Genomic DNA, 19648 nt, shown 5'->3' on the forward strand with positions numbered 1-19648 from the left:
ATTGACGGTGAAGCTGCCGAAGACCGCCGAAGCTCAGAAGGCCGAGAAGAAGATCGCAGTCAAGGCTGCGTGAAGCAGCCCGATCGTTCCTCAGCGCGCCAACTGGTGCGCTGAGGAGGCAATTGACCCGGCGCAATGCGCAAACGACGCTCGAAAATGAACACGAAATCTTCAGGAGCAATGGTCATGGCGAAGTCGATTTCAACGCAGTGTTCAAGCGCCTCGGGCGCCATATATCTGTATCAGATGGCGAGATCGTGCAGGTACGAAACTCCATGAAGACGTCGCTTCGTCAATTCTGGCAGGCGGACTGACCGATGTTCCGCGACAGACAGGAAGCTGGAGAGAAGCTCGGCACCGAACTGGGCACGCTTCAACTGCGCCAGCCCGTGGTGCTGGCATTGCCGCGAGGCGGCGTCCCTGTGGCCGTGGAAGTGGCCAAAGCCCTGGGGGCGCCTCTCGACCTGCTCATCGTCCGCAAGGTTGGCGCACCAGGCAATCCGGAACTGGCGGTCGCCGCGATCGTGGACGGCGATCCACCCGACATAGTGCTCAACCGGGAGATTGTTGAGGCCTACTCGCTGGACAATGCCGATCTTGATGCATTGATCGCCCTTGAACGTCCTGAACTCGAACGCCGTCGCTCTGCATATCGGGGCAAACGCAGACGCTTGTCGGTCGCCGGAAAGACCGTGATCATCGTGGACGACGGGGCCGCGACCGGCACGACGATGAAGGCCGCGATCCGCGCGCTCAAGCGCCGGTCGCCACGCGAAATCATCGTAGCGATTCCTGTTTCGCCGCAGGACACGATGGCTGATCTGGCTCGGGAAGCCGACCGCGTTGTTTGCCTCAGCCAGCCTGGACAGTTCCGCGCCCTTGGCTACCATTATCTGTGTTTCCCTCAGCTCGACGACGACGAGGTCATCGCCGCGATGGACGAGGCCGTCCAGTCGCGAAAAGCCGGCCAGCACCGAAATCAGAAGCGCACCTCAGGCGCGGCCAGAGAAACAACGACACTAAGCAGTCGCGAAGAATAGGAGATCGCACCGATGCTGATCCGCACACTTTCTACCTTGGAATGTACGAAATTGCTGGCCGCCAATCGTGTCGGCCACTTGGCATGCGCGAAGGACGGGCAGCCCTACGTAGTGCCGTTGTACTACGCCCATTCAGACAATCATCTCTATGCGTTTTCCTTGCCGGGCAAGAAGATCGACTGGATGCGGGCCAATCCGCTGGTGTCGCTCCAGGTCGACGAACGCGGCCAAGGGCGCGGCTGGAGAAGCGTGGTTGTCGATGGCCGATACGAAGAACTGCCGGATCGGATCGGCCATAAGGTTCAGCGCGATCATGCATGGTCGGTGTTGAGCAAGCACACGGACTGGTGGGAGCCTGGCGCCCTCAAGCCGGCCTCTCCTCCAGTTTCAGACAGCACGCCGCACGTTTTCTACCGGATCCTCATCGAACAGGTGTCGGGCCGGGAAGCAAGCGAATAGGCTGTTTTCCAGTTAGATGCCTCGCGCGGAACAGCACGTGGCCTCCAAAAACAAGGGCCGGCAGCAGATCGCGCCGGCCCAGCCATTTTTCAGTCCTTAATCGTCACCGCGCCATAAGGATCGGCATCGACGGATCTTCAAGCATCGACTTGGTGACGCCGCCGAAGATGCGCTCGCGCAACCGGGAATGACCATAGGCGCCCATGACCATCAGGTCGGCGGCGATGTCGACGGCGTGCCGACGAAGCACGTCGGCGACTGAATGGTTCAAGCTCGGCAGCCGATCGACAATGACTTTCACGCCATGCCGCGCGAGATACGCAGCGGCATCGGCTCCGGGTTCCGCCCCGTGGTGGTACTCGTCTTCCACCGGGTCGACCATGACGAGGTGCACCTCATCGGCGCCTATCAGCATGTCGAGAGACTCGCGGACGGCACGCGATGACTCCAGACGGGTGTCCCAGGCGACCAGCACGCGTTTCGGCTTCAGCGTCGGGCGCACGCCCTCGGGGACAAGCAGCAAAGGCTTTCCCGAAGAAAACAATGCGCCTTCGATCGTTTTGCTTTTCAGCATTTCGCCGGCAAGCAACTCCGGTCCAACAACCGTAACGTCGGCGTAGCGGGCACGGCGGCCGATTGTTTCGTCGGCCCAGCCGGCTTCCGGATATTCGCTGGAGACATCGGCCGAAAGCCCCCGGCTGGCGAGAAAAGCCGACACGGCAGCGGTTCGCTTCTTCAACAGATTCTCGTCGGCCTGACGCTCCTCGAGCCAGGCTTGTGAAACAACCGCGGCATACTCTCCGACTGGCGGCGGCGCGGCAATGACAACGACGAGAACTGCAAGATGGGCGCCGATTTCGTTGCACAGATCAGCGGCGAGTTTGAGATCACCGTCACCCTGGCTCGGTCCGGTAACCGCAAGTATCGTTTTCTTGAAAGCCATGGTGGCTGCTCCCGTTTTTGCATCAAAACACAATCGTCATTGCAACATTAGCGAGTCAGCTCGGCGCATTCATTGCGCTGAGTCAAAGAAACGTCGCAGCATCATTTGATCCGTATCAACGTGCCCACGTGCCGACCCTGTAGGCTTCAGGCCCATCAATCGGTGGACACGCAGATGAAACTCCTTATCTCGGTAGCTCTCGCAACCATGGCCTGCCAAGCGTCTACGGCGCAGGAAATGAGTTATGGCGAGGCCGAGTATCTGAACTCCTGCGCGGTCTGCCACGGTCCCGAGGGCAAAGGCGACGGCCCCTTAGGCGATGAGTTGCTGAAGCGTCCAGCCGACCTGACACAGCTCTCCAGACAAAATGGCGGCGAATTCCCCTATTGGCGGGTTTTTGCGGTGATCGATGGCCGTTACGTCCTACCGGAGCATGGCGAGCGCGACATGCCGGTCTGGGGCCGCCAATTTCTCCCCGGGGACGCCAAGAAATATGGCCCAAACGCCGGAGAAATCGTCACCACGGAACGGATCCACGAACTGGCCGGTTATGTCCAGAGGCTGCAACGATAGGCACAGGTGGCGGAGCTTCTTCCGATATCGCCTTCCGCGGCCGCACGCCCAACAGGAGACAGACAATGATCGTTGACGACCAAGAGGCCACGATCGCGTTTTTGCTCGATCCCGCCGCATATGGCGAGACCGGGCCTGTCGAGACGATCGAAACCCATATTTCGCGTATCTTCCTGGTTGGCGGGCGCGCCTACAAGATCAAGCGAGCCGTCGAGCTTCCCTATGTCGACTTCTCGACCCCGGTCCTGCGGCTCGCCGCTTGCGAGAAGGAGGTGGAGCTCAACTCCAAAACCGCGCCCGGCCTTTATCTGGGTGTGCGGCGCATCACGCGAGGGGTCGGCGGCAAGCTCGCCTTCGACGGAAGTGGCGACGTAGTCGATGCGGCGATCGAAATGGTTCGCTTTGATCAGTCAAAGCTCCTCGACCGAATGGCAGCCGCTGGCGAACTGACGCCTGCGCTGATGACAGCGGTCGCACGCATGATCGTGCGCTATCATCGCGAGGCGCCGGTAATCCACAACGGCAGCGGATCCTCGAACCTGGCAGGCGTGCTCGACATCAACGAAGCTGGCTTTGCCACCAGCCATGTTTTCGATAGAGCCGAGATCAAGGCTTTCACCGGAGCCTTCCGTACCGCCCTCGCCCGTCATTCCGAACTGCTCGACCGGCGGCAGGCAGCAGGCAAGATCCGGCGATGTCACGGTGATCTGCATCTGCGCAACATCTGTCTCTTCGACGGAGAGCCCCGCCTCTTCGATTGCATCGAATTCAATGACCAGATCGCCAGCATAGATGTGCTTTACGACTTGGCCTTCCTGCTGATGGACCTTTGGCATCGCGGCTTTCCGGAACTCGCCAATCTGGTGATGAACCGCTACCTCGACGAAGCAGACGACGAGGACGGCTTCATCCTGCTGTCCTTTTTCATGGCAGTGCGGGCCGCAGTGCGCGCCCACGTCATCGCAACCCAGATCGAAGAGGGCAGTGCCGATTCCGGCGGGCTGACTGCCGAGGCCAGATCCTATTTCGAGCTTGCCCGAACGCTTCTCCAGGCAAGGTCGCCTCGGCTGATCGCCATCGGAGGCTTGAGCGGCTCCGGCAAGACGAGCGTCGCCGAGGCACTCGCCGCACATGTCGGCGCGCCGCCGGGTGCGCGCATTGTCGAAAGCGACCGCATCCGCAAAGCCATGCATGGGGTCCCTGCGGAAACAAGACTGCCGGACAGAGCCTACCGACCGGAGGTGTCCGATCGCGTCTACGGCGAAATGGCATGGCGCGCCGGCCTGATCCTTTCCGAGGGCGGTTCGGTGGTCGCCGACGCCGTATTCGACAGGCCGGCCGATCGCAACCGGATAGAAAAGGCGGCCGGCGATAGAGCTGTCGCTTTCGCCGGATTCTGGCTAGAGGCCGACCCACTCGTTCTTTGGCAACGCGTCAGCGAGCGCAGTGGCGGCCCTTCCGACGCAACCGTCGACATCCTGTCGCGGCAATTGCAGCGAAATGCCCCCCCGTCCGCCTGGCGCAAGGTCGATGCCGATCGAAAGCTCGCCGACATCGCGGCAGAGTTGGCGGACTTTTCGGACGCGGCCGCCTCTGCTTCCGCACGGGGCGATCCACTCAAGACAGCGCCCTGACGGCGACAATGCGTGTCGCCCAAAAGCCTCCCTCAGGCCTGACCCGAGCGTGCGCAGCGGTCCGCTACGCGCTTTGGTCTTCAACCGATGTCCAGCGTCGCCAGCGACAGGCCTGACTGGCTGGGATGATGCGCGATCGAAAACCCGAACTCGCGGCACATGGCCAGCATCCTGATGTTTTCGCTGAGCACCATGCCTTCGATCCGACCGATCCCGTCCGCCTTCGCATAATCGACGATCCGGCTGAGCAGTTCCCAGCCAAGGCCATGGCCCTGCAGGTCCGTGCGCACGAGCAGGGCGTATTCGGCGACGGTGCGGTCCGGATTGCAGGAGAGACGGCTGACACCTGCCAGCGCGCCGCTGCCTGCCTCGAGCGCGACGAAAGCCATGTCGCGGTCATAGTCGAGCTGGGTAAGCCGTTTCAGCATCTGATCCGGGAAGTGCTTGCGCGGCGATAGGAAACGCAGGCGCAGATCGTCCGGCGAAATCCTGGCGAGGAATTCCTGATAGAGTGCAATGTCGGCCGGCTTGATCGGGCGGATGTGATAATGGCCGCCGTCTGCCGAAAACTCCCTTTCCCAACCTGACGGATAGGGCCTGATCGCGAGCGCGGGGTTGGGGCCCTGCTCCTCCACGCGCTCCGGCTCAATCTCGATGCGGGCATCGAGCGCGATGATGCCGTCGGCGTCGGCCAGCAATGGATTGATGTCCAACGAGACGATGCACGGAAAGTCGACAATCATCTGCGACACCCCATTGAGCGCCGTGACGATTGCCCCACGATCCGCCGGCTTGCGATCGCGGAACCCGGCAAGCAGGCGGCCGATCCGCGTCTGCTCGATCAGGTCGCCCGCAAGCACATCGTCGAGTGGCGGCAACGCCATCGCCGTATCGTCCATCACCTCGACCGCGACGCCGCCCGCACCGAACAGGATAGCCGGACCGAAGATCGGATCGCGACTCATGCCCAGGATGAGTTCCTGCGCCTGTTTTCGCGCCACCATGGGTTGGACGGCATAGCCTTCGATAGGGGCTTGCGGAGCTTGCTTGCGCACGCGCGCCTCGATAGACCGGGCGGCCTCGCCGGCTGCCGCAGCAGTCATGAGGTTGAGCACCACGCCGCCGATGTCGGACTTGTGCGAGATCGCCTTCGACAGCAGCTTGACGACGACCTGTTTCGACTCCTGCAAAAGCCGGCCTGCAGCCTTTTCCGCTTCATCGGCGGTTTTGACGACAACGGTCTCGGGCACCGGAATGCCATAGGCGGAGATCACCGCCTTGGCTTCGGGCTCGGTCAGCATTCGTCGGCTCTCCGTGGCAACCTGCCTGAATATGGCAAGCACGGCTTCACGATCGCTGATCGTGTCCTCGCTGCGGCTCGACGGCGTGCGCATCAGCGACCGCTGGGCTCGTGACCAGTCGCTCAGATAGGAGATCGCGGTTGACGCGTCGGCAGGCGTCTCGAAACTGGCCACGCCGGCATCCTGCAGGATCCGCCGTCCGTCGCGCGCGGTGTGCTCCCCAAGCCAACAGGTCAGCACCGGTTTCCCGCCGATTTTGCCTTCTCTGGCGAGTTCGGCGACCGCTGCCGCCGCAGCCAGCGGTGAGCCAAGCCCCGTTGGGCAGTTCATCACGAGAACGACGTCGGTTCCCGGATCGGCGGCGACGGCTTCAACCGCGGCCTTGTAGCGCTCGGGCGGGGCATCGCCAATGATGTCGGCCGGATTGGCATGCGACCAGGTCGGCGGCAGCACGGCGTCCAGACGTGCCATCGTTCCCGGCGAAAACGCGGCCAGTTCGCCCTTGCAGTCGATGAGCTGATCGACGGCGAGCACGCCGGCACCGCCGCCGTTGGTGACAATGCCGACGCGAGCTCGTTCGAGCGGAGCAAACCGGGCGGTCGTTTCAGCGGCATCGAACAACTCGGCCAGCCCCTTGACCCGCAGGATGCCGGCGCGCAGCAGTGCTGCCTCGATGACCCGGTCGGCGCCCGACAGCGCGCCTGTATGGGTCGCCGCGGCTTTCGCGGACTGCTCGTGCCGGCCCGACTTGATCGCGATGACCGGCTTGATGCGCGCCGCCGCCCGCGCCGCCGACATGAATTTGCGTGGATTGGTTATGGTTTCGAGATACATCACGATGGCCCGCGTCCGTGCATCGCCCGCCAGCATGTCGAGGCAGTCTCCCACATCGACATCGGCCATGTCGCCCAGCGAGACGATCTGGGAGAAGCCGACATTGTTGTCCGCCGCCCAATCGATCAGCGATGTGGCGATGGCGCCGGATTGCGACAGCAGCGCGATGTTGCCGGGCCTGGCTGCCATGTGCGCGAACCCGGCGTTGAGCTTTACAGGCGGGATCATCAGTCCAAGCGTATTCGGTCCGATGACCCGCAAAAGAGTGGGCTTGGCAGCGTCGAGCATCGCCTGGCGCAATCCGTTCTCGCGTGTCAGGCCGGCGGTAATGACGACCGCCGCCCGTGTGCCCTTTTCACCGAGTTCGCGCACGATGCCAGGAACCGTCTCCGGCGGCGTCACAATGACGCCGAGGTCGGGAATGCCCGGCAGGTCGGCGGCCTTTGCGTAGCAGGGCCGACCAGCCACTTGCGAATACTTCGGGTTGACCGGCCAGATCTCGCCTTCGAAGCCGCCATTCACGATGTTGTCGAAAACAACACGGCCGACGGAACCGTCACGTACGGACGCACCGAAGACGGCAACCGACTTCGGGCCGACCGCATATTCGAGATTTCGGATGGTCACCCTGGGTCTCCCGTTCTTGATAATAATCGCCGAGCGATCTTGCCCGTTCATTGCGTTGGATCAAAGCCTCTTCCAGCGATCTCGACTAGCGGTTGCGCAAGCTCGAGGCCACGTTCGCTCGCGAAATTCGGATCTCAGGCAGGCACCGATCAGAATCGAAAGGTATCGCATGAACGAGTCGGCCCTGCGACGCGCATTGCTGGCCATCGCCGTGCTGGGCCTGGCCGTTGGAATCGGGGTCTGGCAGACCGGCTTTGGCTCCATTCAAGCCGGCCCAATCTGGACGGTGGCGACCTTGCCCGTGGTGGTGACGCTCGCCATTTCCATACTGCGCGATTTCTGGATCGGCCGCTTCGGTGTCGATGCGATTGCGCTGGTATCGATGTCCGCGGCACTGCTGTTCGACCAGCCGCTGGCTGCGGTGGTGGTGGCGATCATGTATGCCGGCGGCACGGTGCTCGAGGACTTTGCCCGTGGCCGGGCGGAGCGGAACCTCAAGGCATTGACCGACCGGTCGCCGCGTGTCGCGCACCGCAAATCGGCGCAAGGAACAGACACGATTTCCGTGGACCAGGTTGCCATCGGCGACGAACTTCTGGTGCGCGCCGGCGAACTGCTGCCTGTCGATGGGATACTGCTCGATGCTTTGGCCTCTCTCGACGAGTCAGCAGTGACCGGCGAGCCGCTGACGGAACGGCGGCGCGCAGGTGATATGCTGCGCAGCGGCACTCTCAACGCCGGTGAATCCTTCACCATGCGCGCTTCGGCCTTGGCCGAACAAAGCACCTATGCTGCGATCGTGCGCATGGTCGCTGCGGCGCAGACCGCGAAAGCACCGTTCATCCGCATGGCCGACCGCTTTGCCTTGTTCCTGCTGCCAGCCACTTTGTTGGTTGCCGGCACCGCCTGGTACGTCTCCGGCGATCCGATCCGAGCGCTGGCCGTGCTGGTGGTCGCGACACCCTGCCCGCTCATCCTCGCCGCTCCCGTTGCCTTCATCGGCGGGGTGTCGCGCGCCGCGCGGGCCGGCATCCTGATGAAAGGCAGTGCGGCTCTGGAGGCCCTCGCGCAAGTTCGGACCGCGATTTTCGACAAGACGGGCACCTTGACCGTTGGCGGTGCCGAGCTCATCGAAATCGATGCTGCACCGGGCCATGACGCCAACACCCTATTGCAGCTTTTGGCATCGTTGGAACAGGCCTCGCACCATGTGCTCGCCGACTCGATCATTCGGGTGGCCCGTGGCAGAAATCTGGTGTTGTCGCATCCATACAATGTTCGCGAGTATCGCGGCGCCGGCCTGAAAGGCCGGGTCGACAAAGTATCGATGGCGGCGGGATCGCGAGCGCTGGTGCTGGTCGACAAACCGCTGCCTCGTTGGGCGGAAAGCGGTGAAAAGCGATACCGGGGCGAGCCGGTGCTCAGGGTTTTTGTAGCGCTCGATGGGCGGCTTGCCGGTATATTCACTTTCGGGGACGCTCTACGCGTGGATGCCCGTGGTGCACTCAGCAACCTGCGCTCGGCCGGCATCAGACGTATGGTCATGCTTACAGGCGACGATAGCGTGGCGGCGAAGCGCGTTTCCGCCCTACTCGCCCTCGATACCATCGTTGCAGATGCGATGCCTGCCGAGAAAGTGGCGGCGGTCGAGGCCGAGCAAGCCTTGGCACCAACGATGATGGTCGGCGACGGCATAAACGATGCCCCCGCGCTCGCGGCCGCAACGGTCGGTGTCGCCATGGGCGCGCGCGGTGCCAGCGCATCCTCGGAGGCCGCGGACGTCATCGTACTGACCGACAGGCTGCAGCCGGTCGCCGATGCGGTTCGGATTGCGCAGCGCACCCGAACGATCGCCTTGCAAAGCATCATAGCCGGGCTGGCACTCTCAGCCGTGGCAATGGCAGCGGCGGCCATGGGGCAGATCACGCCTGTGGCCGGAGCATTGCTTCAGGAGGGTATCGACATAGCGGTTATTCTGAACGCGTTGCGCGCTCTTGGCGATGGGCGTCCCGAACGCGCATAATTGATGATACGAATGGGTGAATGACCATGGCGCAGGAAAATCTGGTGGTTTGCAGCAAATGCGGCGGGGTCAATCGCCTGCCGCCGTCGCGCAATGCCGGGGATGCGAAATGCGGAAAGTGCGGCACCAAGCTGTTCTCTGGCCACCCCGAAGACGTCGGCGCACAGACATTCGATCGCCAGGTCAAGCGAAGCAGCCTCCCCGTTGTCGTCGACATCTGGGCACCGTGGTGCGGACCCTGCAAGATGATGGCGCCGGCGTATGAAGCTGCGGCGAACGAACTGGAGCCGCATGTTCGTCTGATCAAGCTCAATTCCGACAACGAGCAAGCTATAGCATCCAGGCTCGGCATTCGCGGCATCCCGACCATGATCCTTTTCCATGGCGGGCGCGAGCTTGCGCGCACATCCGGCGCGATGACGGCGGGCCAGATCGTCAGGTGGGTTCGCGACCACCTGCCGATGGCCGCAGCCTGAAAGCAATCACCCATGGATCCGCTCATCGCCCGGCTCGGACTGGCACTGGCAATAGGCCTCCTCGTCGGACTGGAGCGTGGCTGGCAAGAGCGGGACGCGCCCGCTCACAGCCGGACGGCCGGAATTCGAACGTTCGGCATATCCGGCCTGCTCGGCGGCGTTCTCGCAGCGCTGGCCGATACCCTCGACTCAGTCTCCGTGCTGGTCGGCGGCTTCATCGCCTTCGCGGCAATCTTTGCCTGGTACAAGGCGCGCGAGGCTGCTCATGACGAGGATTTCAGCGTTACGGCCGTGATAGCGGGCCTTGGCGTGTTCGCGCTTGGTGCGCTTTCCGTCGCCGGCGATTACCGGGCCGCGGCTGCCGGAGGGACAGCACTAGCAGCGGTGCTCGCCAGTCGAGAGATCCTGCACGGTCTCTTGAAGCGACTGACCTGGATCGAACTTCGTTCGGCGCTGATCCTGGCCGTGATGACCGCGATCGTTTTGCCCTTGCTGCCAAACCGGACAATGGATCCGTGGGGCGGTTTCAATCCGTGGGAGGTCTGGTTCCTCACGGTGCTGATGGCGTCGATATCGTTCGCGGGCTACGTCGCCGTTCGCGTCCTGGGAACCACGCGCGGTCTGCTCGTCAGCTCGCTTGCAGGTGCCATCGTCTCGTCCACCGCCGTAACCATGGCGCTTGCCCGCAACGCCACATCCGCAAGCAGTCCACGGCCGCTTGCCGGCGCTGCTTCGCTGGCTGCCATGGTCTCGGTGCTGCGCGTTTGCGCTGTCGTACTGATCGTCGAGCCAAGCGTGTTCGCTGCGGTCGGCATCCCGGCGATTGCCGCGTCGCTTGTCTTCGCAGCCTGCGGAGCATTCCTGTTGGCCCGCGCCGGCGACCCCAAAGGTGGCGCACTGGCACGCAATCCGTTCGAATTGGGCCCGTTGCTGCTGTTTGCCCTGCTCTTTGCGGTTGTCGCCACCGCGAGCGCTGCATTGGCTGCTCAATTCGGCGGGCGCGGCTTGCTGGCAAGCTCGACGCTTGCAGGCACGTTCGATGTCGATGTCTCGGTGCTCAGCGCGTTACGCCTGGTCAAGCAATCGATCCCGATCGAGACCGTGGGCCAGGCGGTGCTCGCGGCGCTGGCGGCAAACGCGGTCGGGCGCCTGTCGCTGGCGGTATTTGTCGGCCCGGTCAGATTCTGGTTGCCGCTGGCGGGCGCAACCCTGATCGCCGCAGTGGCCGGCTATGGCGCGATGTTGCTGCCGCCAATCCTCTGACAACGCCCATCGCAGCCCCTTTTGACACGGATCAAGGTCGTGCCTGGTCGCCGCGCTATGAAACACCGTCAAAGGAGTTCGCCATGACCAATCTGAAGGATCTTACCCCAAAATTCCGGCATGTCCGGCTGCTGCTTGCTCGCGAGAAGGACCACCCGGGCGGGGATCGTGAAGAGGGCTACGACGTGCTCGCTCCATTGACGAGCGACGGCCGGATCGATGCAGAAGAATGGAAATCGCACAGGGCATCCTGCCGCGTTCGCCGTTTTCGCACCGGTGAAGAAGACCTGATCGGCCGGCTGCGGCGCAAACCCGGCGGACAGTGGTACTTCGACTATGCCGAAGGCGACCGCGACGACGAGATCGGTTTCCATTTCGGCGACGAACGCTTCGTGACCGGTGAATATGTCTCGATCGAACGCAACGGCGCCATGCACACCTATCAGGTGGCACGGGTCGAACAGCCTTAGCGCCCCGAGACAAGACGCCTCGGGAGCAACTGATGTCGCGACGCATCCTGGTTGTAGTCGGGCATCCCGACCCTTCTCCGGACCGGATGTGCCGCGGCCTTGCGAAGGCCTATGCCGAAGGCGCGGAACAGGCGGGGCATGCCGTCCACCAGATCGATCTGGCAGCGCTCGATTTTCCAATACTGCGCACGATGCAGGAATACGAGCACGGCGCGATCCCTGACAGCTTGAAGGATGCCACTGACGCGATCGTCCGGGCGGAGCACATCGTCTTTGTCTTTCCGCTCTGGCAGGGAACCATGCCAGCCTTGCTCAAGGCCTTTCTGGAACAGGTCATGCGACCGGGAACCGCCTTCGCCTATCCGGACAAGGGTGGCGGTTTCCCCAAGGCACTGCTTCGCGGCCGCTCCGCCCGTTTGGTGGTAACGATGGGCATGCCCTCCATTTTTTACCGGCTTTGGTTCCTTAGCCACGGCATTGCGGGCATGCGGCGGAGCATCCTGCGCTTTGCCGGCATCCGTCCGGTGCGCGAAACCCTGTTCGGCATGGTCGCGGGCGCTAGCGACGCGACGCGCGCCAAATGGCTCGGACACATGCGTAGGTTGGGTGGGCGGGCACTTTAATACGACATTCGGCCATCGGAACAGCAACGCAAAACCACTGTCCGCTGCTCAATAAATGACTTTGACCCGCATCAAAGCGCCGGCCCCTTCTTTCCTGTTCATTGCCTCCGTCGAGATCTTCAAACTCAGGAGAGCATCATGACGACGGCCGGAATAGATATTCCTGTCCAAAAAGCGACGACCACAGCAGCAACCAAGCTTCGACTGGGTTCCCTCACGGCCCTTGTGATCGGCTCGATGGTCGGCTCCGGCGTGTTCAGCCTGCCGCAGAACATGGCGGCGGGCGCCGGTCCTCTTGCCATCCTGATCGGCTGGGCCATCACCGCCGTCGGCATGCTGGCGCTCGTCTTCGTCTACCAGTCGCTTGCAACCCGCAAGCCCGAACTCGATGCAGGTCCCTACGCCTACGCCAAGGCCGGCTTCGGTCCCTTCGTCGGCTTCAACAGCGCCTGGGGCTACTGGATCAGCGCATGGGTCGGCAACGTGTCCTACGCGGTTGTCGTGTTCAGTGCGCTATCGTATTTCTTTCCGGCCTTCGGCGACGGGAACACTTGGCAGGCCGTGTTCGGTGCATCGATTCTGCTGTGGCTGATCCACGCCCTGGTTCTCGCAGGCATCCGGCAGGCTGCGGTCGTGAACCTGATTGTCACCGTGGCAAAGATCGCTCCGATCGTCTTGTTCGTCGGGGTCGTCGCAGTCGCTTTCAAGCTGGATGTCTGGTCTCTCGACTTCAGTGGGCTTGGCAACGCCGACCTCGGTTCGATCACCACACAGGTAAGGAGCACGATGATGGTGACCCTGTGGGTGTTCATCGGTATCGAGGGCGCCAGCGTATTCTCCGGCCGCGCCGAGCGCCGCAAGGACATCGCCATGGCGACTGTCCTTGGCTTCTTCACCTGCCTTGCGCTCTACGCTCTGGTCTCGCTGCTGTCGCTCGGTATCTTGAGCCAGCCTGAGCTTGCCGCACTGAAGAACCCTTCCATGGCCGGTGTCCTGGAGGCGGTTGTCGGGCCCTGGGGCGCCATCCTCATCAACACCGCGCTTGTCGTGTCGGTGGTCGGCGCCTTCCTGAGCTGGACGCTGCTTGCCGCAGAAATTCCGCATGTCGCCGCCAAGGACGGGACGATGCCGAAATTCTTCGGCCAGGAGAGCGAGCGCGGCGTGCCGTCGACCTCGCTCCTGATCACCAACCTGCTCGTCCAGGCATTCCTGGTGATCACGCTTTTTGCGCAAAGCACCTACCAGGCGCTGTTCTACATCGCATCGGCGGCGATCCTGGTGCCTTACATCTTTTCCGGAGCCTATGCGGCCAAGCTCGCGCTGACCGGAGAGAGTTATAAGGGCGGCGAGCAGCGCGGCGGCCCTCTTTTCGCCGGGCTGCTGGCGACGGTCTACGGACTGTGGCTCGTCTACGCGGCGGGGCCCGCCTACCTGTTCATGTGCGCGATCCTGTATGCACCGGGCATCATCTTCTATGTCTGGGCACGTCGCGAAACCAACCAGCGCGTGTTCCACCCCCTAGAAGCTGCGGTCGCCGTAGCCCTTGTCGCCGTTGCCATCCTCGCGGTCTACGAGATGTGGACCGGCGCCGTCAGCCCGCTTTGAAAGGGATTGCCCGATGACAAGCCTGGGTGTTCATTCTGAAGTCGGCCGTCTGCGCGAGGTGATGGTCCATCGTCCAGATCTCAGCCTGCGCAGGCTGACGCCGGAGAACTGCAAGGCGCTGCTGTTCGACGACGTGCTGTGGGTCAAGCGAGCCCGGCAGGAGCATGACGTCTTCGTCGACGCGCTGCGCGAACGCGGCGTTGTGGTGCATTCTTTCGGGGAACTGCTGGCCGAGACCATGAGCCTGACCAAGGCCCGCGACTGGCTTCTCGACCGCAGAATTCATTCCGGCGTCGTTGGGCTCGACATGGTCGACGAGATGCGGGGATGGCTCAACGAGATGTCGTCGGTGCAGCTAGCGGCTTATCTTATCGGCGGCATTGCCCGCGCGGAGCTGCCTTTCGAACCCCGGGGACTGACCGGAAGGACGCTCGCACCGCAGGACTTCGTGCTGCCGCCGCTGCCGAACCAGCTTTTCACCCGCGACAGCTCCTGTTGGATCTACGGCTCGGTTTCGGTCAACGCCATGTACTGGCCCGCCAGGCGCCCGGAAGCGGCCAATGTCGAAGCCGTGTACCGCTTCCATCCCCGCTTTCGCGACAGCGGCACCCCCTTCGTTTCGCCGGATCCGGGAACGGGCATCAGCCTGGAAGGCGGAGACGTCATGCCGATCGGCGGCGGGACGGTTCTCGTCGGCATGGGAGAACGCACCACGCCGCAAGCCGTGGGCGGCCTGGCCCGCAGCCTGTTCGCGGCCGGTGAGGCGACACGCGTGATCGCGGCGCTGATGCCTAGAGACCGCAGCTTCATGCATCTCGACACCGTCTTCACCTTCTGCGACCGCGACCTGGTCACCATGTACCCGCCAGTGGTCGAGCGCCTGCGTGCCTTCTCGCTGCGGCCCGGCGACGGGGAGGCAGCCGTCGAGGTCACAGAAGAAACCCAGCCGTTTACGGCAGTGGTTGCCGAAGCGCTCGGACTGAAATCGCTGCGGATCATCGCCACTGGCGGCGACCGCTACGAGGCCGAGCGCGAGCAATGGGATGACGGCAACAACGTTGTTGCGGTCGAGCCCGGCGTGGTCATCGGCTACGATCGCAACGTCTACACCAATACGCTTCTACGCCGGGCAGGAATTGAAGTGATCACGGTCGAGGGCGCCGAACTCAGTCGCGGTCGCGGCGGCGGGCACTGCATGACCTGCCCAATTGTCCGCGACCCGATTTGACCTGAAAGGAACTCTCCATGTCGATCAATCTTCACGGCCGCTCCGTCCTGACCCTGGACGATCTCACGGCCAACGAAATCCGATTTCTTCTGAAGCTGGCCGCCGACCTCAAGGCCGCCAAGCTCGCCGGGCATGAGACACCGCGTCTCGCCCGGAAAAATATCGCGCTGATCTTCGAGAAGGATTCGACACGCACACGGACGGGGTTCGAGGTTGCAGCCTATGACCAAGGCGCCCATGTCACCTATTTCGGCCCCAGCGGCAGCCACATCGGCCACAAGGAGTCCATGAAAGACACCGCCCGTGTGCTCGGCCGGATGTACGACGCGATCGAATATCGCGGCTTTGCCCAGCATCAGGCCGAACTGCTTGCCGCGCATGCCGGCGTGCCTGTTTACAACGGCCTCACCGACGAGGCGCATCCGACCCAGATTCTCGCCGATCTAATGACTATGCGCGAATATACGCACAAGCACCTTTCCGACATGACCGTTACTTTCGTCGGCGAGGGTCGCGACAATGTCGCGCTGTCGCTGGCGCTCGGAGCGGCCAAGGTCGGCATCGACATGCGCATCGCCTCGCCCAAGGAACTTTGGCCGGATGAGGAGTTCTGCGCCCATGTCAGGGAACTGGCGGGACACAGCGGCGGCCGCTTCAGGCTGGACGAAGACGTGAAGGGCTGCGTCCAGGACGCCGACTTCGTCTATACTGACGTCTGGATGTCGATGGGCGAGGACAAATCCGGCTGGGCCGAGCGCATTCGTCTGTTGACGCCCTATCGGGTCACCAGCGAAGTGATGGCTGCCGCCGGCAACCCCCACGTCAAGTTCATGCATTGCCTGCCGGCGTTCCACGACACCGACACAGAGATCGGTGCCTTCATCGCGCGGGAATACGGCATCGACTGCATGGAGGTCACCGACGAGGTATTCGAATCGGATGCCTCGATCGTCTTCGACCAGGCCGAAAACCGCATGCATACGATCAAGGCCCTGCTCGTCGCCACGATCGGCAACTGAGATGCTTGTCGTCGTTGCGCTCGGCGGAAACGCACTGCTACGCCGTGGAGAACCGATGACGGCTAAGAACCAGCGCGCCAATATAGTGCGTGCCGCGGCCGTATTGGCGGATCTGGTTGGCGAAGGGCATTCGATCGTGATCACGCACGGCAACGGCCCACAGGTTGGCCTGCTCGCGTTGCAGGCGGCGGCCACTTCGGACGGTGGAGCGTTTCCACTCGACGTGCTCGGCGCCGAGAGCGCCGGCATGATCGGCTACGTGATCGAGCAGGAGCTCAACAATCTCCTCAAGCAGAGGCTGTTCGCCACGCTGCTGACGCAGGTGAAGGTGGATCCGCACGATCCGGCTTTTGCTCATCCGACGAAGCCGATCGGCCCGGTCTACGATGAGGCAACCGCCCGCCGGCTTGCTGGGGAACGCGGCTGGCAAATTGCGCCAGATGGCGACAAATGGCGCCGCGTCGTGCCGTCACCCAGGCCGCTGGAGATTATGGAAGCATCTGTCATCTCGTTCCTTGTCGAACGCGGCGTCATCGTCATTTGCACGGGCGGCGGCGGGGTCCCGGTGATAGCGCGGGATGACGGCAGTCTTTGCGGTGTGGAGGCCGTGATCGACAAGGATTTGGCGAGTTCGCTTCTGGCGCGCCAATTGAAGGCCGACATGCTGCTCATGCTGACCGACGTCGACGCAGTCTATGTCGATTACGGAACCGCCGCCGCCCGCCCGCTGCGGCGGGTTACCTCGACGGAGATATCAGGGCGGGATTTTCCGGCCGGCTCCATGGGGCCAAAGGTCGGCGCCGCAATCGAGTTCGTTGAAGCAACCGGCAAGCCTGCCGCGATCGGCAGGCTCGATGACGCCGTCGAAATTGTCAGAGGTGATCGCGGCACATGGTTCGAAGCCAGCGCTGCGGTCTCACTCATCGATTCTGGGCGCGGCTGATTAGTGTTGCCGGCCAAGCTGCGTTCAGCCGCCATTCCGGGCGCATCTGATTTCACCGGCCCGATTGGCTCGGCAGTTTCCGTTAGAGACATAGCCGATTGAGCGTATTCACACCAACGCCGCAGGAATCGACGGCCATGTAGACCAGTGGCATCGAGCAAACGAACAACCGGTTCGGCTACGGCAGCAAGTAACAGGAACAACGGCCCGTCGTGATGACGCGCCAGCCGGGGCAGGCATGACCAGTGGTTGGATCGCCTTCACGGTTGCGAGCACCATCGTGCTGGCGTTGGCGTGGTGGCCGCTATGATTCCATCCAAGTATCAGATTATTGTCGCGCTTTATCAGCTTTTGTGGCAGGCTTAGCCCCAACCGATAGGCCAGTATGGGCAAATTTTTGGCCTCTCTTACTCAAAGAGACCTTGTAGGTATGCACTAAGTTCACGCTTAATCAGCGGCGGCGCGTCCGCAGATAAGGTGGCAAGCAGGTGCGGATACAGCGACGCTTGTTCCTCAAGGCGGGCCTATTGGCAACTGCGACCGTATCGCTGCCGTGGCCCTGGCGTTTGCCGGACGCGCGCGCCGCCATCGCGGGCGGCTCGCTCAACCCGGCGGATATAAACAAATATCAGTTGCCATTAGTCATCCCTCCCGCCATGCCGAAGACCGACGTGCCAAGTGGCGGGAACTTCGATAACTACGAGATCGCGGTCAGGCAATTTCAACAGCAGATCCTCCCCGCACCGCATCCGGCGACCACCGTCTGGAGCTACGGCTCGGTAAATCACCCGTCTACCTTCAACTATCCGGCTTTCACGATCGAGGCGCGACACCGGTTCCCCGTCCGGGTGAAATGGATCAACGATCTGGTTGATCTGAACGGGAAATATCTCCCTCACCTTTTGGCAGTGGACCCAACACTCCACTGGGCCAACCCTCCGGGTGGGTCGGATGGCCGGGACATGCGGTCGGCATTCAACAGCACGCCCGGTCGCTACACCGGACCGGTGCCGATCGTAACGCACCTCCACGGTGCGGCGGGCGTGGGCGACGAGAGCGACGGTTATGCGGAGGCATGGTATCTGCCGAACGCCGTGAATATCGACCCCAGCTACGCGAAGGTAGGCACGTGGTACGAATACTTCAGGAGCAAGGCCCAACAGAAGTTTGGTCAGCCGTGGACTGAGGGTTCGGCCGTGTTCCAGTACCCCAACGACCACCGGGCCGCGACGCTTTGGTACCACGACCACACGCTAGGGATGACACGGCTCAACGTATACGCTGGCCCTGCCGGCTTCTACCTAGTGCGGGGAGGCCCTGATGACGAGGTCATCGACTCGCGATCGGAAACCAAGGCAATCCTTCCGGGCCCTGCTCCGGCCCTCGGCGACGCGTCGGGCATCTTGTATCATGAAATCCCGATCGTCATTCAGGACCGCTCGTTCAATAATGATGGTTCACTCTTCTATCCCGGCTCGCGCGCGTTCTTCGATCAGGCAACGGCGGAGGCCCCGGGGTACATCCCCGGCACCGACCTATCACCGATCTGGAACCCGGAGTTTTTCGGCAACACGATGGTGGTCAACGGACGGATCTGGCCATTCCTCGCGGTGGACCAGCGGCGCTACAGGTTCCGATTCCTGAACGGCTGCAACTCGCGATTCCTTATCCTGAAGTTCGACAACCCCAAAATTGATGCGTGGCAGGTCGGCAGCGAGGCAGGATTCCTACCGTCGCCGGTCCGGATCAACGACCTGAACGTAGGTGGCCTCGGCGGAGTGCTGGTGATGAGTCCGGCCGAAAGGGCAGACGTGATTGTTGACTTCACCAACATTCCGGCAGGGACCTCGGTCCTCCTGCTCAACTTAGGGCCAGACGAACCGTTCGGAGGTTTCCCCCTGACCAAGTCCGATTCGGCCACGACCGGGCAAGTCATGCAATTCCGGGTGGTAGCTGCGAGCGGCCCGGATCCTAGTACGCCTCCGCAGTTTCTGAAGCTCCCGACGATCACGCCGCTGGCCGGTGGATCGCCGCGGCCATTGGCGCTGATCGAGCGAACTTCGGCTTTCTTCGACGGTCCGCATGAGGCAGAACTGGGCACATTCGACACTTCAAGCGGCAGGGCGACGGAGCTCGAATGGGCCGCCTCCATCACCGAAAATCCTGCCGTGGGCGCAACAGAAGTATGGGAGGTTTTCAACCTGACTGAAGATGCCCACCCGATCCATATTCACGAGATCCATTTCCAGGTTATCGACCGGCAGGCGCTCGGTCTGGACAACCGTCCCACCGGTCACCCCCGACCGCCCGATGTCTGGGAGACCGGTTTCAAGGACACGGTGATCGCCTATCCGGGCGAGGTCACCCGGGTAAGAGGACAGTTCAACATTGATGGCCTTTTCGTGTGGCACTGTCATATCGTCGAGCACGAGGACAATGAAATGATGCGCCCATACGCGATCGGCCCGATTCCGGACCGGCTGCCTCATTAGGGGCGCATATTTACAAAGCAAACCTTGCCCCCTTTTGAATCAACGCTTGCTTCCGGTTTCCGCGTATTGCCTGTGCTCGTCGGCGTAAGCGTAAT

17 protein-coding genes are annotated in these 19648 nt (G+C 62.5%); 15 read left to right on the forward strand and 2 right to left on the reverse strand.

What is annotated here, in order from left to right; all coding sequences use genetic code 11:
• The first annotated feature begins 122 nt into the window (after positions 1–122).
• From E5X88_RS31035 to E5X88_RS31045, 3 genes are read left to right on the forward strand one after another with little or no spacing between them, the layout of a single operon-like run.
• Positions 123–314 carry a hypothetical protein gene (locus E5X88_RS31035; protein ID WP_292167943.1) on the forward strand — a complete coding sequence of 64 codons (192 nt, stop codon included), beginning with the start codon at positions 123–125 and terminating at the stop codon, positions 312–314.
• A gap of 3 nt (positions 315–317) precedes the next feature.
• Positions 318–1040, forward strand: coding sequence for a phosphoribosyltransferase (locus tag E5X88_RS31040; RefSeq protein ID WP_292167945.1), 723 nt, complete (start codon positions 318–320; stop codon positions 1038–1040).
• A 12-nt stretch (positions 1041–1052) separates the two neighbouring features.
• Positions 1053–1499 carry a pyridoxamine 5'-phosphate oxidase family protein gene (locus E5X88_RS31045; protein WP_292167947.1) on the forward strand — a complete coding sequence of 149 codons (447 nt, stop codon included), beginning with the start codon at positions 1053–1055 and terminating at the stop codon, positions 1497–1499.
• A gap of 103 nt (positions 1500–1602) precedes the next feature.
• Here E5X88_RS31045 and E5X88_RS31050 read toward each other — a convergent pair whose 3' ends face one another.
• Complete coding sequence (locus tag E5X88_RS31050; RefSeq protein WP_292167949.1) at positions 1603–2442, reverse strand: universal stress protein; 840 nt, start codon at positions 2440–2442, stop codon at positions 1603–1605.
• A gap of 174 nt (positions 2443–2616) precedes the next feature.
• On the opposite strand from E5X88_RS31050, the gene E5X88_RS31055 reads away from it, so the two are divergent.
• Positions 2617–3015, forward strand: coding sequence for a cytochrome c (locus tag E5X88_RS31055; protein WP_292167951.1), 399 nt, complete (start codon positions 2617–2619; stop codon positions 3013–3015).
• A 65-nt stretch (positions 3016–3080) separates the two neighbouring features.
• Positions 3081–4649 (forward strand): bifunctional aminoglycoside phosphotransferase/ATP-binding protein, encoded by a 1569-nt coding sequence (locus tag E5X88_RS31060; protein ID WP_292167952.1) that lies wholly within the window; start codon positions 3081–3083, stop codon positions 4647–4649.
• Between the two features lie 80 nt (positions 4650–4729).
• Here the strand turns inward: E5X88_RS31060 and E5X88_RS31065 are convergent, their stop codons facing one another.
• Complete coding sequence (locus tag E5X88_RS31065; protein WP_292167954.1) at positions 4730–7411, reverse strand: bifunctional acetate--CoA ligase family protein/GNAT family N-acetyltransferase; 2682 nt, start codon at positions 7409–7411, stop codon at positions 4730–4732.
• 169 nt (positions 7412–7580) lie between these two features.
• Between E5X88_RS31065 and E5X88_RS31070 the strand changes: the two genes are divergently transcribed.
• The 10 genes from E5X88_RS31070 to E5X88_RS31115 all read left to right on the forward strand — a co-directional run bounded on the left by E5X88_RS31070 (position 7581) and on the right by E5X88_RS31115 (position 19553).
• Positions 7581–9434, forward strand: a complete 1854-nt coding sequence (locus E5X88_RS31070) for a heavy metal translocating P-type ATPase (RefSeq protein WP_292167956.1) — start codon at positions 7581–7583, stop codon at positions 9432–9434.
• A 26-nt stretch (positions 9435–9460) separates the two neighbouring features.
• Positions 9461–9910, forward strand: a complete 450-nt coding sequence (gene trxC / locus E5X88_RS31075) for a thioredoxin TrxC (protein WP_292167985.1) — start codon at positions 9461–9463, stop codon at positions 9908–9910.
• A gap of 12 nt (positions 9911–9922) precedes the next feature.
• Complete coding sequence (locus E5X88_RS31080; protein WP_292167958.1) at positions 9923–11173, forward strand: MgtC/SapB family protein; 1251 nt, start codon at positions 9923–9925, stop codon at positions 11171–11173.
• A gap of 83 nt (positions 11174–11256) precedes the next feature.
• Entirely contained in the window at positions 11257–11643 is a 387-nt protein-coding gene (locus E5X88_RS31085; RefSeq protein ID WP_292167960.1) for a hypothetical protein, read from the forward strand.
• A gap of 32 nt (positions 11644–11675) precedes the next feature.
• On the forward strand, positions 11676–12266 hold the full coding sequence (locus tag E5X88_RS31090; RefSeq protein WP_292167961.1) for an NAD(P)H-dependent oxidoreductase: 591 nt from the start codon (positions 11676–11678) through the stop codon (positions 12264–12266).
• 138 nt (positions 12267–12404) lie between these two features.
• Positions 12405–13871, forward strand: coding sequence for an arginine-ornithine antiporter (arcD, locus tag E5X88_RS31095; RefSeq protein WP_292167963.1), 1467 nt, complete (start codon positions 12405–12407; stop codon positions 13869–13871).
• Positions 13872–13884: 13 nt separating this feature from the next.
• The gene (locus E5X88_RS31100; protein WP_292167965.1) at positions 13885–15099 is read left to right on the forward strand and encodes an arginine deiminase; all 1215 of its coding nucleotides are present in this window, start codon (positions 13885–13887) and stop codon (positions 15097–15099) included.
• A 17-nt stretch (positions 15100–15116) separates the two neighbouring features.
• On the forward strand, positions 15117–16118 hold the full coding sequence (argF, locus tag E5X88_RS31105) for an ornithine carbamoyltransferase (protein WP_292167966.1): 1002 nt from the start codon (positions 15117–15119) through the stop codon (positions 16116–16118).
• A gap of 1 nt (position 16119) precedes the next feature.
• The gene (gene arcC / locus E5X88_RS31110; protein ID WP_292167967.1) at positions 16120–17061 is read left to right on the forward strand and encodes a carbamate kinase; all 942 of its coding nucleotides are present in this window, start codon (positions 16120–16122) and stop codon (positions 17059–17061) included.
• 506 nt (positions 17062–17567) lie between these two features.
• Complete coding sequence (locus E5X88_RS31115; RefSeq protein WP_292167968.1) at positions 17568–19553, forward strand: multicopper oxidase family protein; 1986 nt, start codon at positions 17568–17570, stop codon at positions 19551–19553.
• Positions 19554–19648: the final 95 nt, after the last annotated feature.

It is taken from the genome of Mesorhizobium sp., from assembly GCF_004962245.1.
Classification (GTDB): Bacteria; Pseudomonadota; Alphaproteobacteria; order Rhizobiales; family Rhizobiaceae; genus Mesorhizobium.

Coding starts and splice junctions, on each gene's coding strand:
- E5X88_RS31100 (WP_292167965.1), top strand. CDS start 13,885: ATGACAAGCCTGGGTGTTCATTCTGAAGTCGGCCGTCTGCGCGAGGTG.
- E5X88_RS31090 (WP_292167961.1), top strand. CDS start 11,676: ATGTCGCGACGCATCCTGGTTGTAGTCGGGCATCCCGACCCTTCTCCG.
- E5X88_RS31060 (WP_292167952.1), top strand. CDS start 3,081: ATGATCGTTGACGACCAAGAGGCCACGATCGCGTTTTTGCTCGATCCC.
- argF (WP_292167966.1), top strand. CDS start 15,117: ATGTCGATCAATCTTCACGGCCGCTCCGTCCTGACCCTGGACGATCTC.
- E5X88_RS31045 (WP_292167947.1), top strand. CDS start 1,053: ATGCTGATCCGCACACTTTCTACCTTGGAATGTACGAAATTGCTGGCC.
- E5X88_RS31080 (WP_292167958.1), top strand. CDS start 9,923: ATGGATCCGCTCATCGCCCGGCTCGGACTGGCACTGGCAATAGGCCTC.
- E5X88_RS31085 (WP_292167960.1), top strand. CDS start 11,257: ATGACCAATCTGAAGGATCTTACCCCAAAATTCCGGCATGTCCGGCTG.
- trxC (WP_292167985.1), top strand. CDS start 9,461: ATGGCGCAGGAAAATCTGGTGGTTTGCAGCAAATGCGGCGGGGTCAAT.
- arcD (WP_292167963.1), top strand. CDS start 12,405: ATGACGACGGCCGGAATAGATATTCCTGTCCAAAAAGCGACGACCACA.
- E5X88_RS31055 (WP_292167951.1), top strand. CDS start 2,617: ATGAAACTCCTTATCTCGGTAGCTCTCGCAACCATGGCCTGCCAAGCG.
- arcC (WP_292167967.1), top strand. CDS start 16,120: ATGCTTGTCGTCGTTGCGCTCGGCGGAAACGCACTGCTACGCCGTGGA.
- E5X88_RS31040 (WP_292167945.1), top strand. CDS start 318: ATGTTCCGCGACAGACAGGAAGCTGGAGAGAAGCTCGGCACCGAACTG.
- E5X88_RS31050 (WP_292167949.1), bottom strand. CDS start 2,442: ATGGCTTTCAAGAAAACGATACTTGCGGTTACCGGACCGAGCCAGGGT.
- E5X88_RS31070 (WP_292167956.1), top strand. CDS start 7,581: ATGAACGAGTCGGCCCTGCGACGCGCATTGCTGGCCATCGCCGTGCTG.